The organism is Mesorhizobium tamadayense (assembly GCF_003863365.1).
GTDB lineage: Bacteria > Pseudomonadota > Alphaproteobacteria > Rhizobiales > Rhizobiaceae > Mesorhizobium > Mesorhizobium tamadayense.
This window is the reverse complement of sequence record NZ_RQXT01000070.1, coordinates 1-17,509: the sequence shown is the minus strand read 5'-3', so window position 1 is coordinate 17,509 and position 17,509 is coordinate 1. Positions and strand designations below refer to the sequence as shown.

9 protein-coding genes and 5 pseudogenes are annotated in these 17,509 nt (G+C 60.6%); 9 read left to right on the top strand and 5 right to left on the bottom strand.

The window, feature by feature from the left end; genetic code table 11:
- Positions 1-93 precede the first annotated feature (93 nt).
- The 3 genes and pseudogenes from EH240_RS33180 to EH240_RS39780 all read right to left on the bottom strand — a co-directional run bounded on the left by EH240_RS33180 (position 94) and on the right by EH240_RS39780 (position 2,570).
- The gene (locus EH240_RS33180; protein ID WP_125006472.1) at positions 94-1,416 is read right to left on the bottom strand and encodes a polysaccharide biosynthesis/export family protein; all 1,323 of its coding nucleotides are present in this window, start codon (positions 1,414-1,416) and stop codon (positions 94-96) included.
- Positions 1,417-1,990: 574 nt separating this feature from the next.
- Positions 1,991-2,256, bottom strand: a pseudogene (locus tag EH240_RS39785) (IS1096 element passenger TnpR family protein).
- An 86-nt stretch (positions 2,257-2,342) separates the two neighbouring features.
- Positions 2,343-2,570: a plasmid pRiA4b ORF-3 family protein gene (locus EH240_RS39780; protein WP_125006470.1), complete on the bottom strand. Its 228-nt coding sequence runs from the start codon at positions 2,568-2,570 to the stop codon at positions 2,343-2,345.
- Positions 2,571-2,718: 148 nt separating this feature from the next.
- Here EH240_RS39780 and tnpC point away from each other — a divergent pair.
- Positions 2,719-3,651, top strand: a pseudogene (gene tnpC / locus EH240_RS33165) (IS66 family transposase); the annotation flags it as partial.
- A 79-nt stretch (positions 3,652-3,730) separates the two neighbouring features.
- Here tnpC and EH240_RS33160 read toward each other — a convergent pair.
- Positions 3,731-4,363, bottom strand: coding sequence for a WecB/TagA/CpsF family glycosyltransferase (locus EH240_RS33160; RefSeq protein WP_245436625.1), 633 nt, complete (start codon positions 4,361-4,363; stop codon positions 3,731-3,733).
- A gap of 627 nt (positions 4,364-4,990) precedes the next feature.
- Between EH240_RS33160 and EH240_RS40255 the strand changes: the two are divergent.
- Positions 4,991-5,251, top strand: a pseudogene (locus tag EH240_RS40255) (transposase); the annotation flags it as partial.
- 100 nt (positions 5,252-5,351) lie between these two features.
- On the opposite strand, the pseudogene EH240_RS33150 reads toward EH240_RS40255, so the two are convergent.
- Positions 5,352-6,662, bottom strand: a pseudogene (locus EH240_RS33150) (transposase); the annotation flags it as partial.
- Positions 6,663-6,730: 68 nt separating this feature from the next.
- On the opposite strand from EH240_RS33150, the pseudogene EH240_RS33145 reads away from it, so the two are divergent.
- The 7 genes and pseudogenes from EH240_RS33145 to EH240_RS33120 all read left to right on the top strand — a co-directional run.
- Positions 6,731-7,174, top strand: a pseudogene (locus tag EH240_RS33145) (transposase); the annotation flags it as partial.
- A gap of 238 nt (positions 7,175-7,412) precedes the next feature.
- Entirely contained in the window at positions 7,413-8,906 is a 1,494-nt protein-coding gene (locus EH240_RS33140) for a nucleoside/nucleotide kinase family protein (protein ID WP_125006465.1), read from the top strand.
- A gap of 87 nt (positions 8,907-8,993) precedes the next feature.
- On the top strand, positions 8,994-10,241 hold the full coding sequence (locus tag EH240_RS38325; RefSeq protein WP_167484276.1) for a hypothetical protein: 1,248 nt from the start codon (positions 8,994-8,996) through the stop codon (positions 10,239-10,241).
- Positions 10,231-12,384, top strand: a complete 2,154-nt coding sequence (locus tag EH240_RS33135) for a GumC family protein (RefSeq protein ID WP_167484275.1) — start codon at positions 10,231-10,233, stop codon at positions 12,382-12,384. The genes EH240_RS38325 and EH240_RS33135 overlap by 11 nt, the downstream gene beginning before the upstream one ends.
- On the top strand, positions 12,374-13,978 hold the full coding sequence (locus EH240_RS33130) for a right-handed parallel beta-helix repeat-containing protein (protein WP_125006461.1): 1,605 nt from the start codon (positions 12,374-12,376) through the stop codon (positions 13,976-13,978). The genes EH240_RS33135 and EH240_RS33130 overlap by 11 nt, the downstream gene beginning before the upstream one ends.
- Positions 13,979-13,980: 2 nt before the next feature.
- Positions 13,981-15,366, top strand: coding sequence for a hypothetical protein (locus EH240_RS33125; RefSeq protein ID WP_125006455.1), 1,386 nt, complete (start codon positions 13,981-13,983; stop codon positions 15,364-15,366).
- Positions 15,363-16,664 carry a lipopolysaccharide biosynthesis protein gene (locus tag EH240_RS33120; protein WP_125006453.1) on the top strand — a complete coding sequence of 434 codons (1,302 nt, stop codon included), beginning with the start codon at positions 15,363-15,365 and terminating at the stop codon, positions 16,662-16,664. Before EH240_RS33125 ends, EH240_RS33120 begins: the two co-directional genes overlap by 4 nt.
- The last annotated feature ends 845 nt before the right edge of the window (positions 16,665-17,509 follow it).

Below are 17,509 nucleotides of genomic sequence, written 5' to 3'. Positions count from 1 at the left end.
GCAGGATACACACAGGCCTGCCAAGCTTCGGCTCTCGTGCTTTGATCATTCGAATGGCTCCAGTTCCCCAGTCGGTCACCTTGGTCTTCTCACTCATTGCACGCCAGCTGGGCTTTTCCCATCCGCCCGGACGATCCCGGTCTGTGCCGCCGACTGCGGGCCGCCGGCCGCCTGGCTGCCGGTCCGCTCGACTGTGATAATGTCGCCCGGTTCGATTGGAGGGTCGCGGCCGTCATCAAACGTGAGGATACTGTGCCTGCGTCTGATCGTGAATCGAATAGCGGTTGCCGTGTGCAATGGGTTAGCGAGTGAAAGAGTTCCAATAGCTGCCTGCGCTTGGCCCATAATGTCGCTGAGCGTCTGGATGTGGTTCACGGCCTCCTGCAGGCTTGCCTCTGTCGCCTGCATATCTGCGAGAACTTCCTGCTGCCGGGTGGATTGCAAGTCGAGCATGTCCTTCTCGGTTTTGGAGATCTGTTCGCGGACAATGAAGATGCGGCCATTGATATCAAGCTGCTGCGACTGCAAGTCAGAGTGTGCTTGCTGGAGAGTCAAGATCTGTGCCGTCGTGATCAGGCCGTTTTGGACCAAGCCCTTCGTGCGTTCGATTTGGGCCTCAATCCTTTGAGACTGATTTGCCTTCACGGCAATGCGCCCTTGAAGTGCCTTTACCTCCTCTTCGTTCAGCGCCTTCTGGCTGGCAAGTGAGTTGAGACCCTGGCGCAATGCGTCGCGCCGCACTTCAAAAAGCTGGCGCTCTCTTTCCACGAGAGATTTCGAGTTTGCACCGAGTTCGGGTGGAAAGGAGACTGCGGACTCACTCGCAAGTTCAGCGCCAAGCCGCGCACGTTTTGCCTTGAGTTCGTCGATTCTTTGCGACAGCGTACGCATATCGCCCGCCGCCGAAAGGAGGTCGTGCGCCGGCTGCCACGCCGTTGCCCACTGTATCAACCGGAACCCGCCGGCGATAGTGTAGGCCTTCAATGCCGTGAGCCCCGGTTTGAACGCAAATTCACCGGGGTGATCGACATCGCCCATCACGTAATAGGGCCGGTACTCTGCAATATCGACGATGACACTGGGCTTGGCGATGAGGCCGACTTGGGCCTGCAGTCTGTTCGCAACATCGGCGGCGATTTCCGGCGCACTGCGCGACGCCGCATCGACGAGCCCGATCAGCGGCAACTCCACCCGCCCATCGCTTCCGACAACGAACTGTCCATTGAATGCAGGCCACTCGCGCAATGTCCCATCCGCCTGCTGCCAGGCATAGACGCGAACGCTCAGCTTATCCTGCGGGCTTATCGGATAGTTGAGGCCATCCTCGGCCCGCGCCGCCGCCACAGTCAAAGCCACAGCAGCGGTCAGTGAAATATAAAGCGGAACATTACGATGCATGAACTCACCCGTTTCCAATAGGGCAGCTCCAAACAATCAGAACGAACGACCGGCCACAGCGTCAATGCCTGATTGCGACGGCGAGATTACTTGAGGGTGAGTTTATCAACACCAGCTGCGGGTGAGGTAGTGCGCATCGGATTAAACCGGTCTACCTCTTTCGGAGTATTGTGAGGCGCATAATCGGCCACCGTGCGGCTCTAGGGCTGCGCCGCTGTAGACGGCTTCACGTCTTTGCCGTCGTCCGGCTTTTCCGACTTGATCGGTCGCCTGATTGTGGGGGCGTATTACCTGAACCGTATTATCGCGGCTCAATATATGGAAATAGGCGTAAGCGATTGCCATCCACAATGGGATCGACAGCAAGAGCCCAATGGCTATCCCCTTGAATGCATGTGAGGAACTCATCTCTAACTCTCGTATCCCTGCAAGTTTTGCAATACTAATACCAGATACCCACAACGGAGTATACCAGATACCCATGACGGAGTATACCAGATACCCATGACGGAGTAATGACCCAAACGACTTTTACAAAGAATTCACTGCGCGGAGTAATTACTCCCCTTCCGAGGTTTGGCGGCAGAGTGGCTTATCGGGCTGCGGCTATTTTCATCCTGAACCGGGAGGCAAGTGCGGCATTTGTGACGTCAAGGGCGAATTCGTCCGGATCGAACTCGTCGCCGAACTCTTCGACGCGTTCGGCGTGTTGGGGATGGCTGGGATCGGCCAGGATGGCCAGCAATTCCTGATAACCCCAGACGCCGCCGCGATCTTCCGGCGGACAATTGCGCTTACCCGGATACAGACCGGATAAGCTCCCCGCTCGACCGCCGGCTCGCTTTTTTCGAATGCGATCGTGTGCTGCCAGTTGTCTCCGAAGTCATAAATATAGGCGAAGCGAACGACGGCCGTTCAGGCTCACTCTATTTTCGTCGGCGACGTCATCGACACTGTGCCGATCGCCAAATTGCTCGCCCGACGTCGAAGGCATGGAGGTGGCAATCGTGCCAGCCCATCGCCGCCTGGATTGCCTCGTGCAGGTCGCCGAGCGTCATCGTGCCGGGCATGACCAGCCGGCGCCAGACCGGCGGCTTCACGCCGCGCTGCGTCATCTTCAGAGTGATGATGTTCATGCTGGCGGCGGTCTTCGGCACACTGGTCCTGGTCACGATCTTCCCATCCTGTCGGCATCGGACATTGGCGTGGCGGTCTCCACCGCCCTGCTTTGCGCGATGCCATTGCCCGTGGCAAGGGCACGGCGCCGGCCAAATCTATGTGCCGATCGGCAGGGGCCGCCCGTCGAGGGTGTGGGACGCGATCAGCCGATCATTAATGGTGCGGTGGATGGGGCGTCTGGGCTTCGAATTGCAGATGCTGGCTGATTATATCCTTGAGCGCATCAAGGAGGGCGAAAGGATCTTCGCTGACGAAACGACCTTGCCTACCCTTGTCCCAGGAGCCGGCGAGATCATGAAAGCCTGGTTATGGCCTATGCGCGCGATGATAAACCATACGGTGGAACCAGTCCGCCCATGGTTGCCTATCGTTTTGAGGACAGCAGAGGCGCCGAGTGCGTGGCGCGTCGTCTCGCCGGGTTGAGCGGCATCCTCCAGGTCGACGGCTACTCAGCCTATACCAATCTAGCCAAGACGCGGGCCAGAACCAGCAGCAATGAAACGGTCAGACTGGGCTGCTGGGCCCATCTGCGTCGCAAGCTTTACGACCTGCATATCAGCAAGGTCTCGCAAGTCGCGACGGATTCGCTCACCGCCATGACTGAGCTGTGGAAGATCGAGGATGAGGTCCGCGGCAAGAATGCCGATAGCCGCGCTGCGCTCCGCCAGGAAAAATCTACGGGCATCGTCCCGAGCCTGTTCGAGCTGTGGGAAACGGAAGTGCGCAAGGTCTCCGGAAAATCCAAAATCGCCGAGGCAATCCGCTATGCGCTCACCCGACGGGAGGCGCTAGAACGCTTTCCGACAGACGGTCGCATCGAGATCGACTCCAACATCGTCGAGCGCGCCATCAGGCCCCAGACAATTACTCGCAAAAACAGCCTATTTGCCGGCAGCGAGGCTGGTGGACGAACCTTGGGCGACGGTGGCCACCCTGCTGCAAACGGCCAAAATGAATAGTGTCGATCCGCTCGCCTGGCTCTCCCAGACCTTGACCCGCATCGCGCAAGGCTGGCCCGCATCCGAAATCGACGCGCTCAAGCCTTGGAACTTCAAGCCAGACGCTATCGGCTAAGCGCTTACGTTGGACGGAAGCCGCCAAAAGGTCCCGCTATCGCGAGCGCGCGCCGAGGGGCTCGAGACGGGAAGAGCGCCTACCGCGGGGCGTGCCTGGTCTTGCTGAGCAGAGCCCAAGTGGCGATCACGTTGGTCGTGGCGTAGCGGACCAACAGGCGCCTTGGTTCGAGATACAGCCGGTGCGCCCACTCGAGACCGGCCGACTGCATCCATTGCGGTGCCCGCCTGTGGGCGCCGGACAGAAAGTTGAACAACCCGCCGCTGGTCTTCATCACGCCAACATTGGTCAGCTCTTGTCGCCAGCGATGGCAGAACTCGAGCTCGCGCGGAAAACCCATCGCTACCCACAGTATATCTGGCCGCAAGACATTGATCTCCTGCACTGCCAGCAGCTCTTCATCCGTGGACGCAAAGTAGCCGTTCCTCCGTCCCACAATTCGAAGGCCGGGATAGCGGGCGCGGACATTGCCAACAGCGGATCGACTCTCATCTTCCGAAGCGCCGAGCATGTAGAAGCTCGCGCCTTCGGCGGCAGCGAGCTTCGCCACATCGTGGAACAGATCCGTGGTCGCGGAGCGATCTCGCAGCGCGCCGTTTCCCAGCCACCGGGAAGCGAAGACAAGCGGCTGGCCATCGGCGCTCAGAACATGCGTGCACGCAAGGAGCTGCTGTGTGCGATGACGGTTCCGGCCAACATAGAGGTCGGCCAACACCTGTCCGTTGACTGACGAACAGATACAGGGGGCGAGTCCGCTGCCTCTGGCCCTTAGGGCCATGTCAACCATGAGTCTTGCGGTCTCAACACGGCTGAGAGTGGCAATGCTCACGCCACCAATGATCTCCGTGGGTAGCGCCTGGGAGGCGGTGCGCCCACGCAGCTGCACTCGTGACGACGTATTGACGGTGTCCGCACTCATCATCGAACCCCTTTGCCGGCTGGTGCGCGGCGCAGTTGGCGGAATTGTACCAGCGCACAGGGAGTGCGCGGAAACGCAAAAGGTCGATGGGTCTCAGTCAAAAGAGGGATCGTGCCCCGCCGAGTGGTGTAGCTCGGCGGTGACCAAGCCGCTCGCGAGCGCGCCCCTCAACGGCGCTGAAGCGAGCGAGCGGCGTAGCGGCGGTCATCGATGTTCTCCGGTAAGGGTCGGGTTGCTGACACCAACCTGATTCGAAGGAACCACCGATGACCGACGACATGATGAACCTGCGCGCGCTCGTGGAGAAGACCCCCGACGCCGATCTCCTGCGCGAGATGATCGGCTTTGCCGCCGAGCGGCTGATGGAACTGGAGGTTGGGGCCGCCACCGGCGCCGGCTATGGCGAGAAGAGCGCGCTGCCGCGGCGGCCGCATCGTCTCCGTCGCCGTCATCATCGCCGTAGGCGTCAACAGCGACGGCCGGCGCGAGGTGCTCGGCATGGAGATCGGCACCTCGGAGGCCGAGCCGATCTGGACGGAGTTCCTGCGCAAGCTCACCCGGCGCGGCCTGCGCGGGGTCAAGCTCGTCGTCTCCGATGCCCATGAGGGTCTGAAGGCCGCCGTGACCAAGGTGCTCTCAGCCACTTGGCAGCGGTGCCGCGTAGGGCTGTTGAGAAAGTCGACTTCCCCATGCATGGTGCGAGATAACGAGGTCCTTGCCGTGAGAACTTCGGGATTCCGTCTCGGGGTTCTTCGATCGGCGCCATATTGAGCGTCAGCAGCACCAACCCGAGCAAATGGGCCAACAGAGCGGCCGCCAGCCGTTTGAGGTTCACCGCCGCGGCCGTGAGGTAAGCCTGGATCGTCATGTTGGTTAGGCCCCGCCGAACCGCCCGGGCAAGGCCATGCCAGTTCTTCGCTTCGCCATGGTAGCCTTCCGAGCGCCACCGATGGCGTTGATAGAGCTGTTTATCCTCTTCCGACCATCGCTCGCGACGTCTGCGAGCTCTCAGCAATGCCGGATAGTCATTCCCCACAACAACCGCCTTGTTGGCGCGCCCTTTGGATAGGCAGATGGAGGCAAGGTCGCAGCCTGCGCAATCTCTGGCGCGCGAGTAAAAGAAGCGCCCATACTTCAAGGGCCGCTTGGGGTGCAGGACCTTGCCTCGAAGGCACTTCAGGATGTCGTGCTTGGCATCGTAGCGGAAACGACGCAGCGGAACCGGGCTGCGGATCGGCTCCGCCTTGGCGGGGATCAACGCATCAATGCCGCGGTTCTCGAAAGCGGCGAACACCTTCGCATAGGCATAGCCGGCATCGGCAGTGACGGTTCGCACGGCCAAGCCCGTCGTCCTCTCAGCGGCATCGATCCGCTCCACGATCATCTGCCCCTCGTTGATCTCGCCGGTAGTCACCACGACATCGAGAACCACACCGCGCAGATCATCGACAACAGCATGCTGCTTGTAGGCCGGCTCAAGCCGGCGATTGCGGGCGTTTGTCGCCATGGTGGCATCCGGGTCGGTGACGCAGACTTTCTTGAACTTGCCGGTTTTGCGGCTCTTCCTCGCCTCCGCATCCTCGTTCGCCGCACTCACCGCCTCCATGTGACGCACCGCCAGGCTGTCCCAGCTCACGTCGGCCCGGATCAGCGAAGCATCGACATGGACGATCTCGCCCTTGGCGATCTTGGCGTCGATACAGGCCTGCACCGTGCGCTGAAAGATCCGGCGAAACCGTTCTTCGCCCCAGCGCTGGCGGATGCGTGTCAGGGAAGAATGATCGGGAAGTGCTTCATGGAGACCATAGCCGACGAACCACGGGATCGCGATGTTGACCTGGGCCTAGCGCATCAGCCGGCGGTCGTGGACGATCCCAAGCAGGAAACCCGCAAGCATTAGACGGACCGCAACCTCAGGATCTATTCCCGGGCGGCCGTTGTCGTCGCAATAGAGATCCGCGACCTCGCCGCGCAGCCACGACAGATCAAGCACACGATCGACCTTGGCCAGAATATGATCATCAGGGATGAGCTGTCGCAGCGAGCCGGTCATGAACAGTTCGAGTTGATCTCGTTCTTTCCGACCCAGCATCGCGAATCCTCCACCGAATCAACGATTGATCAATTGACTCAGTGGGGAAGGACTTTCTCAATAGCCCCCGCGTCCACTTCATGAGGAACGTACTGGCGCACGCCGGCAAGAGCGGCCGCCGCGTCGTCTCGGCCTTCATCGCCACCGCCTTCGCGCAGGAGACGCCCGAAGCCGCCAGTGCCCAGTGGCGCGCCGTCGCCGACCAGATCCGACCGAAGGTGCCGAAGCTGGCCGCCATCCTCGACAACACCGAACCTGACGTGCTCGCCTACATGACCTTCCCGAAGGAGCACCGGGCCAAGCTTGACAGCACGAATCCGATCGCGCGTCTCAACGGCGAAATCAAGCGCCGAACCGACGTGGTCGACAACGCCATCTTCCGCCTCGTCGGCGCACTGCTGCTCGAGCAGAACGATGAATGGGCCGTGCAGCGGGCCCGCTACATGACACTGGAAACCATCAGCCAGATGAGTGATGATCCGCTCATCAGCCTGCCAGCCGTGGCGCGCTGATCAACCCGGCTTCCTGCCGGAGAGCACGGCGACCAATGCCGTCAGCTACACCACGTCAGTGGGCACGATCCAAAAGAGGTACGCACGACTAACCAGCAAGGCCGAATAACGCTGCTGTCAGATCCATGTTAGCAGCGGGGGCTAGTGGTAGATTACAGAACCGCCATCGCCGGTTTGATGTCTTAGACTCAGTTGTAGCGTGTGGTTGGCTATGAATCAGATTCCCGTGCCAGGGGCCTTGAGCCTCGACAGCAAAGGTCAGAATGAGAAAGCCGTAATCCGCAAGCTTGTCAGCGAACTGGATGCGGCAAGGATTTCCTATTGCCATTGGAAGAGCAACTGCCGTCTTGAAGCGACCCTTGCCGGCGACGAAGACATTGACATTCTTGTGGACCGCCGACAGGCCGCGAATCTCCAAGGGGCGCTGAGCGTGTCGGGGTTCAAACTGGCGCAATCCGCTCTTGGAGCCGGCCACCCCAGCACATTTCACGCGATTGGACTTGACGGTCACACGGGCGAGCTTGTCGACCTCCACGTCTGCCATGAAATCTATAGCGGCGACAGCCTGGTGAAGAACTACCGCATGCCGATCGAGGGCGAGCTCCTTGCCAACACCCGTGAACTCTTGGGGGTGAAGGTGCCGGACGCGGCCTGCGAGTTGGTCTATTTTGTGCTGAGGATCGCGCTGAAACATCTGAGTCCCATCGAATTACTGAAATTAAACCGTCATCGCAGCCAATACGCCGACGAACTTGACTGGCTGCAACAGGCGGCCAGTCGAAGCATCGTGCCGCCCCCGGCCATTTGCGACAGGCTGTTTCCCGTTATCGGTCCTGGCCTCTTTTCCGATCTCGTCAATGCTGTCGCCAGACAGGATGCAATTTTCCTCCGTATTCGGCTTGGCTGGAAAGTTGCATGGCGGCTGCGCGGCGTGCGGCGGCTTTCAGCATTTGCCGCTGCTGCCTCGCGGCTCTGGCGCTTTGGCGATTTCGTCAGGGGCAGCCTGAGTGGCGCGAAGAGTTTGCACCTCGTGAGCGGCGGCGCCATTGTGGCACTGGTAGGCCCCAAGGCGACTGGCAAATCAACGACTGCGAATGAACTCGCCCGCTGCCTCGGCCGGCACCTAAACGTTTGCCGCATCCACGCTGGAAAACCGCCGCCAACGTTGATTTCCTGGATTCCGAACTGGTTCGTTCCCCTGGCCCGTCGCCTCCTGCCGCATGAACGGATGGCGGTCTACGAAGACGCCGCGCGCCGCGAGCGTCGCGATTTCTCGCTCTTCCATGTCGCACGGATGGCATTGCTCGCACACGACCGCCGCCGTCTGCTGCAGCGCGCTCTGCGCAAAGCGGCAGCGGGCGCAATTGTCATATCTGACCGATATCCCTCGTTACAGCCCGGCACCATCGACAGCAGCAGCTTCGACAGTCTGGCCCTTGCCGGTTGCGATTCATGGCTGAAGCGCAAGTTGATGCAATACGAACGCTACTGCTACTCCGCGATACCCCGTCCCAATCTCGTAATAAAACTCACAGCGCCGATCGCTATCGCCATCGCGCGCGATGCCACACGCGACAAGGCAGGAGGACCGGACGAGGCCACGGTACGGCGGCATTGGGAACTCGAACGTAAGACGGATTTCGGATCGACGCCTGTCGTCACCATCGACACAACCGCACCTCTGGAAGAGACGGCCAGACAGGCGGTCAATGCGGTTTGGGCGGTCTTGTGAAAAAGGAGGGTTGGATCCTTGGTGCACGAGCTACGGTATAGCAACACACAGGCCCCAATGCTCTGTCTGCGGCACCTCGATTCCGCCTTGCAGGTGCTCTCTGGCGGCCAGTTTGGCATGCTCCAAATGAGCCCCGCAGGCATGGAGAACGGCCACAAAATCCTTGAGCGCTATGCGGTATTCCCCGGGCTCGATGATCCCCGTGTGCTTATCCCACTCACCGGTGGTGCTAAGGCCCGCACTGCGGTCCTTGCGCAGTATGGGACGGGAGCGGGTTCGCGCGTGTCGCGCCTGGCCGCCCAGGTGTTGTCATTCGAAAGCCGTCTCGGTCTGCCGCTGTTGTCCTGGGGCAATCGCGTCTCCGTCGTCACAGATTCGCTTGGAGCCAAAGACACGCCGGTCCACGGCTTTCTTGCGGATGTGCTCGGAACGGGGGACTTCGTGATGAGTCTTAGACTTGCCCCGGGCCGGCCCAATAGCAAGCCCGTCATTCAAGCGGTATCACCGCGAGGCCAGGTTCTGGCCTATGCGAAATTCGGCTGGGATGAGTTGACTCGCCGCCTGGTGCGCCATGAAGCGCAATTTCTCAGAGAACTCGCTCCGCTCTGCCGCCAGAGCGCCGTGGCCATTCCGACGGTGCTCGGCAGCGGACCCTGGCGCGGTCTTGAGGCGCTGATCGTCCACCAGCTTCCCGGCCGCGGGTGGTCCCCCATTGTGCACACGATGTTGCCGGCCGCTGCTGCCATCGCCAGCCTCGCGCCGTCACCACCCAAAGCCCTGGCTGAGACCCGCTTCTGGCAGGAGATTCGCACATTGGCCAGCCAATCAAGTCCTCTGCTGTCTGCCAGTGTCGCCGCCGCTGTCGAACACGGTTGGAAGACAGTGGAAGCGCGCTGGGGCGGGATCGTCTTCCCGCTTGGTGTAAGCCATGGTGACTGGATCCCGCCGAATATCCGGGTTCTTAGAGGTGGCCGTTTCAACGTGTGGGACTGGGAGCATGGCAAAATCGGAGTTCCACTCGGCCTCGACATCATGCAGTTCGTGATGTTCATTGAAATGCGCCGTTTGACCAAGCTGCCGCTGATGCCACGCGTCATCCACGTGGGCCGCGATGCCTTGCAAAGCAAGGGCTTCGATCCGGACAATGCGCAGCCACTCGCGGCGATCAGTCTGCTGCGCTCACTTTTGTGGTTTGTTGAGTCCAGGCTTGCCGGCCGTGAAGAAAGCAACTGCAATGATTTCGCGACCGCCCTCGCGGCCTGCCTTCATTTTGGCGCGGCCGGAGGCGCCTTTGAAACGGGAAGAACGAGAGATATCAAATATCATGGTCGATGAGAACTCGATCGCCGAAACAAGTCGCGAAGCCTCATTCAGCGATCTCTTGGCCATTTTGCGCAAGCGCACTCGGACCATCATCACTACCATGCTCGTCGTCACCATGGCATCTACCGCCTTTGCCATCTGGCGCGGGCCCAGCTACACGGCGACGGTGCTGGTCGTCGTCGACCCAAATAAGAGCCTCACCGGCGCCCCTGTTGAGACACAGAGTCCCACCACGGATCCCTCACTCATGCAGACCCAGGTCAACACTCTGCTGGGTAATCCTGTTGCCAACCAGACGATCGATGCACTGGAACTCCTCAATGATCCAGAATTCCAGATCAGCGCACGTGGCCGGTTCCTTGCGCGGTTCCCAAGCAAAGGCCAGGAAGCGAACGCCACCGAAGAGTTGCGCGGATATGCACTTTACATATTTGGGCGGAACCTCGCCGTCACCAATCCCCCGGACTCACGCGTAATTCAAATTTCGTTCACTTCCATCGATTCCGGCAAGGCGGCAGCAATTGCAAATCGGCTGGCCAACTTCTACGTGGCCAATCTTCTCGACCGCAAAAATGCCAACGTCAGTGCCTGGCGCGCACGCGCCCTCAAGTCGCTCGATGCCCAGAAGCGCCAAGTGATAGAAGCCGAAGGCAGGGTCGCTGACCTGCGTGCGAAGGGCCAGATATTGACAAGCAGCAATGTCACGCTTGCAAATTCCGATATGCAAGAACTAAACAAGCTGCTGATCAAGTCGAAGGCTGATGAAGCCAATCTCCGATCGAAACTATCCGCCATCGATCAGATCAAGCTGTCCGGCGGTCCTACCAACGCGATCAATGAGGTTCTCGCCTCCCAAGCCGTGTCGCAATTGCGCACGCTGGAACTGGATCTGATGCGCCAGATTGCCGAGAATTCAGCGATCTACAACGACCACAATCCGCGTACTGCAATCCTGAACGGCCACCTTGCCGACGTCAGGCAGCGCATTTCCCAAGAGATTGACCGCATCGTCACCGGCATTCGCAACGAACTCGCCGCGGTCACAGCGCGGTCGGCAGCGTTCGAACAGCAGTTAAAGGGAGCCGCAGACCAAAACGGACGCGCCGAGGTCTACTCCGTGCAATTGCAGGTGGCTGAGCGCGAGGCCGTAGCAAGGCGCTCAGTCTATGAGGATCTGCTGCGTTCCGAACAACAAGCCGACGCTGCGCTCGGTTCTGCGGACGCCGGCGCTTGGGTCATGTCGCCGGCCGAGATTCCTATCAAGCCATCGAGCCTCAGTGTCTTCATCATCGCCGCAGCTGCTGCGGTGCTATCAACCCTGCTCGGGTCCGCGATCGCACTTGCGCGCGAATCCTTGGACAAGCGGCTCGTCGGTTCACGCGAGGTCGAGGAAGCGCTAGGGGTGCCCTGCCTGGCTCTGTTGCCCAAGCCTGATCCCGTCGCCGGTCAGATCCGCCACCGCTCGGCCCTCGGCCGGAAGGCGAACTCCCTCTATGCCCACGCGGTTGGCGCTCTGGAGGCGCGACTGGCCGCTGCCTCACCGCGGGCCAGGACCATTGTGATCACCTCACCCCTGCCGAGCCGCGAAAAGGCGAGGCTCGCTGTCGATCTCGCAGTCTATTCCGCCCAGGCCGGCAAGCGCACGGTACTGGTGAATTTCGACAAGTACCAACCGATACCGATGCAAGATTTCGGCCTGCAAGTGCCGGCCGAAGCAACCAAGCTGTTGACCTCAAATCTGAGTTCCGACACCTCGATCGATCTGGCGCTGATCCTCGATCAGGCAACGGGACTCGACATCTTGCCCCTCGATGGCGAGCCCCAAAGTGACGCCCAAGTTTCTGCCTCCCACAACAACATCGTGACGCTGATCAAGATGCTGGCCAAGCGATACGAGTATATCATCGTCAATGCGCCGCCGCTGCTGGGGGTATGCGACTGCCACGCCCTCGCAAGCCATGGCGATTGCGTCCTCATCGCCCTGGAATGGGGCAGGACCGAGCGCTCCGACGCCGAGGCTGGTGCCGGAGTGTTGCGGCGGCTGACCACCCGTTTCGTCTTTGCCGTCATGACCGGCGTCAAAATGCGGGGGCAACTACTCCAGTCGTCAGGCCTGCTCACGCCAAAGCGTTTCCGGAGACTCTATGAGGGATGAAGACCAAGGTGCCCCGCCATCCAACCGGCGGCGCCTCCTCCTTGCCGGTCTTGCTGGAGCAGGTGCTGCGCTGCCGGCGGGGGTGAGTGCCAATGCGTCCGACGCCGGCGCGGAATTCAGTCTTGCGGCACCGGGAAGTGTTAAGCGCCGCATTGAAGATAAACTGCGGGAATTGCCGTCGCTTGACGATTTCGGTGCACGCGGCGATGGCGTCACCGACGACTCCGAGGCTCTGCAGACAGCACTTGACTGGGCAGGGCAAAGGCCCGGCACGCGGCTGCGTGTACCGCCTCGCGTGTTCGGCCTCGCCCGCCCAATTGCCGTTCCGCAGTCGATCGAGCTTGCTGGCGAAGTGCCGGGGGACGGCAATTCTCCGCTGAGCGGTTTTCGGGCGCTGAAGGGATTTGAGACGCCATATGTCCTACACTATTCAAGCGTTGAAGGTGTGGCTCCACTGCCGCTTGCCGCGTTGCTAGTCAGCCGTGAATGGGTGGAGGGGAAAGATTTTGCAAGACGCCTTCACATGCGCGATTTGTACTTCGACGTCGATGCCATAACAGCGCGTGGCGGTGTTCCAGTCCACGGGCTTATGCTCGCCAATCAACAGCTCGACATTCATAACATTTGGATCCGGAGCGCCACCGGCTTTGGCTTGTGGATCAATACCCAGCGCCCCGACGGAACCTTTATGGCTGCGCTCGTCGACAACCTACTCCATCGCGTATGGGTCAAGGGCGCGGGGGTAGGCGGAGCCAGTTTCACAGGACCACATGGCGAGATGTATTTCGGCGGCATCCTGGTCGGCGCTTTGCCGGGAGCCCGAGACCCCAGAGGCGCAGCTGAGCCGCCATTGGCGACTGACGGCATTTTGGACTATTGCACCGTCGCCGTCGGCCCCGAAGCACTTCTGGGTTGCCGTGGCAACGGCATTCACATCACCCGATCCGCAGGATGGCGCGCCACCGGTTGCCACCTAAACGGCGCGGGGGGTAATGGCATGGTCTTCGAGCGTGCCTTTCAGACGGAAATTTCCGGTTGCTATATTGATGGTTGGGGCGTCGGCGCGGGAGAGCGCGAAGGGGTTCTCTCAGCCATATCGTGCAACTCCGTCGTCGCGCTCGGCGACGGCGCCGATGGCTCGCTTATTATCTCATCCAATCGTATCGCCTGCCGCTCTGTGGCGGCCACTGCCGGAAGTGATTATGTGGCAATCAGCCTGCGGGCCGGATCGATGCCCACTGCGCGCGCCGTCGTCATCGGCAACACGATCGTCAGGCGGGGCGATGCCACCCATGCCTTTTCCACATTCGATTTCGGAAAGGCGGGGGGCGGCGAATTTGAAGCGCTAGTCATTGGAAACTCCGCCCCGGGAACCGCTACTCCCTTCTTGCGGCCTTGGGACGAAACAGCGGTCCGGCCCCGCTTCACCGGCAACAGTTTTCAGTTTGCAAACGCTCCACCGTCCCAGGGTTGGCACCCTGTGGGCCTCCGCATCGACAACGATGCACCTACTCCTGGTGCCGCGGCGGCGTGGTTCTGTGTAATGCGCGGAAGCCCAGGCAACTGGCGGAGTTGCGGAAGGATCGACTCCTGAACATGTCGATGAGTGCTGCTCCATCGCGCCTTGTTGCCGCCAGCCGCAGGCGGGAGAAGGGCTATGCTCAGTTTACCGAAGCAGCTTTTTCGATTCTTCTGCTTGGGCTACCCATTTGGTGGGCCTTGGGGATCGGCTTCGTGATGCCGATGTTACTCGCCCTCGTCTTGTTGATCACGCGCCCTTCGGCAAACCTGCATTTCACTTTGGGGGACTGTCTGCTCGCCTTCATCATCGTTGCGCTCACCGGATCCGCATTCGTCAACGGCCTCATCATCGCGCAGAAACCGCTGAGATTCGCCGCGGCCATCTACAATGTGGCAATCTGGGCGAGCGCCCTCATCATCGTCCAGCAGTTTCGCGCCCTCCTCCAAGATGCCGGCGATAGGCGCCGCCGAATTCTTCATTATGCCTCCTGGAGCTTTGTAGTTCTCATCTCCCTGACCTGGGGCGCCTTCGTGTTCGCCTATGCAGTCGGGCAATTCGACTTACAATTCCCAAGTCTCTTTGGCGCCATCGCCGGTAACAGGATTCCAGATTCGGCCCCTCTCATCCGCCAGTCCACAACAATCACCCTCACTATTGCCGACTGGGGCTTGCATGAAACTCCGATGCCACGCATCGGCATCTATGGCCCCTATCCAAACGCCACTGCCATCATCATCGCCATCCTCGGTGTCCTGGCGCTTCTGCACCTGCATAACCGTGGAGGCCGGCGAGCCCTGTTCGCGCCATTGCTTGAGGGCCTCATCACGGCAACACTCGCCATTTCGTTAAGCCGTTCAGTTCTTGCAGGCTGGTTGGCGGGGCTCGTGGTGGCGGGAATAGCTTTCGGTTCGCCATGTCAACGCTTGGCAAGTTTTGCGGCGGTTGCCGCGGTCCTTCTCCTGCCGCTACTCGCGGACTTATCGTCGCTCACGACATACCGGCAATACAGCACCGACAGCCGCACTGATAACTACCTCCGAGCCGTCGTCGAAACGCTCGACAACAACCCCGTCTTCGGCCTCGGCATCAAGCCGCGCGAAGAAATCAGCCATATTGCGGTGGGTTCGCACTCGACTTTCATCTCCGCCTTTACAAAGGGAGGCGTTCTCGGTCTGTCGCTGGTGGCGGCCTACCTGCTGGTTCTTCCGGCCATACGCTGGCTCGGTCTCGCGGCGGCCGCCAAGAGGCTGCCAGTCGCTGCCAGAACGCAGCTCCGACTGTTGTTGACGCTTCAGATCACTTTGTGGGCGTGGCTCGTGTTCGAGGATATTGACGCGCCCGCGATCGCCTCCACACTAATCTTCCTCTTCATCGCCTACAGCGAGTTTCTCGCAGCCAGCTTGCAATCCGCCCGGAGGGTGGCGCTGCAGTCCCCGATTCGGCAGAGTCTCCGGTCATGACCTTCCTCCCGTCGGCGTGGCTGGAGACCGCCGATGCCGGCGCCGCTTCGCGCCGCAAGCTGAGTGGGCGCATCCTGCGGGTACTCTTCGTGCGCAGCGCCGGCGTTGCTGCCCTGTTCGCGCTCGAAATCGTTTTGGCCCGGTCACTTGGCGCAGCGGATTACGGCGCGTTCAATGTCGCCTTGGCGATCGCCACACTCGCAGCGCGGCTCGCTCCGATGGGCTGGCTCAACGCTTCGACGCGGCTGCTGAGCGCTTACACCAACGCGCAACAGTTCGGTCTCATAAAGGGGGTGCTGCTGCAGGCTTATGCGACGACTATCGCCGGGCTCGCCGTATTCCTCGGCGCGCTGGGCTTCGCACGCTTCATGTGGCCAGGTATCGCGGGCAACATAGTTCCGGCCTATATGGCATTACTTGCCACAGCAGTCACACTGCTTGAACTGCATCGTTACCTATTGCGCGGCTTCCACGCGGGCGACCTCGGTGAGGCTTTGCCTGCCCTGATGCTGCCAGTGGGCGTCATTGGCTTGGTGTTGGCACTGGGGCTCCACGATCCAGGCCGTGCGGTGGTCTATTACGGCGCCAGCTGCGTTCCGCTCCTTGCGATTTCAGCGGTTGCAGTCGCGAATTTTACGCCGCCCGCCACCTGGAAGACAGCAGCCGAATGGCGTGTGGGCGAATGGGCTTTTGCAGCCGCCGCCATGCTGGTCGGCAGTCTTAGTGACGAGCTCGTATCACGCACCGCCGTGCTGATCTTGGGCTTTACCGGCGACAACCATGGTGCGGGACTTTATCAAGCCGCGTCGCGGCTCGCGCTGATGAACGTCTTCATGCTGCGGATCATTACGCCGGTTGCCGCGCCGTGGATTAGCGTAATGTTCAACGATGGCCGCCTCGAGGAACTGAGGACGTCATATCTGCGCCTTTGTCTGTTGTCGCTCGCTGGTGCACTGCCGCTTGCCGTAGCGTTCTGGGCGGCGCCAAGTCTTGTGCTCGGCTGGTTCGGCAACGAGTTTATTGGAGCGGCCGCTATCCTCCGTCTCCTTGGCCTCGGCTATCTGATCTCTGCCGCCGCAGGCCCTTGCGCCACGGCACTGATGATGGTTGACAAGGAGCGGACCTACAGCAAGCTGGCGCTGGGCTTCGTGGCATTCAATTTCGTAGCAACCTTCATCCTTTCGGCACTTTACGGTGCCGACGGCGCCGCCGTTGCGACCGCAGCTACGCTGATCGCTGCCAACATCACCTATTTCATGTGTTTCTGGCGAACGATCAAACCCTTGAGCACTTGGTAGCCGTCCCATACGGCGCCGACCTCAATTGATCGTGAAGGGAAACACCAGCAAGCCGGAATTGGTGGAGCCGCGCATTGCAATCGCTCTTGACGATCAGCCGGTGTACGCCAGAGGCAGCGCCCACTCCCGCAGGAACTCTTGCTAGGCCAAAGCTTCCCGCAGCCTCTACAATCGTGACGCCAGCAATCCCGTTGTGGAAATCAGCATCGCGCAGGACGATCGAATGGGTCACCGGCAGGTCGCCGGCTTCTCCATGGTCCACCATTGCAACCACCGGCGAATAAAGCGTCGTAACAAGGGAATCCGGCACTGGCTGGCGCAGGCTCGCTTCACAATAGCCTCCGGCTCGTCCACATAAGGTAGCGGATTTGCTAGAGGCCGGAATTCCCGAACCAGCTCAACGGCACCCGCCAGCGCAGCCAAGCCTGGCAGGTGCCCGTTGGGCAGCTCATGCCCGCGAGGCTCGTATCTTCAACTGCGAGTTATTTCGCTGGTAGGTGTCTTTGTCACCAACACTGCGGCGGCAAGGTTGCCTGGATTGTCGTGCAAGACTAAGCGCACTGCTTCGTGCTTATTGTTGTCAGCTGATGCCAAAAAAGCGGCTATTTCCGAGCGGGCGAAAGCGTGTCGCGCGCGTCATTCACTTCGCGGACTGAGAGGTTCGGCGCCAGTCGGCCGCGACAAGGTATCTTCACTCTGCAATGCAATGCCATAGGTCATTAAGGTGACTTCCGTTCGGTTCTTGGCATTTAGCTTGCGCAAGATGTTCCGCACGGGTCGCGTCCCCACAGGTGGTGTAGGTCGGCGGTAGCGAAGCCGCTCGCGAGCGCGCCTTTGATAGCGCT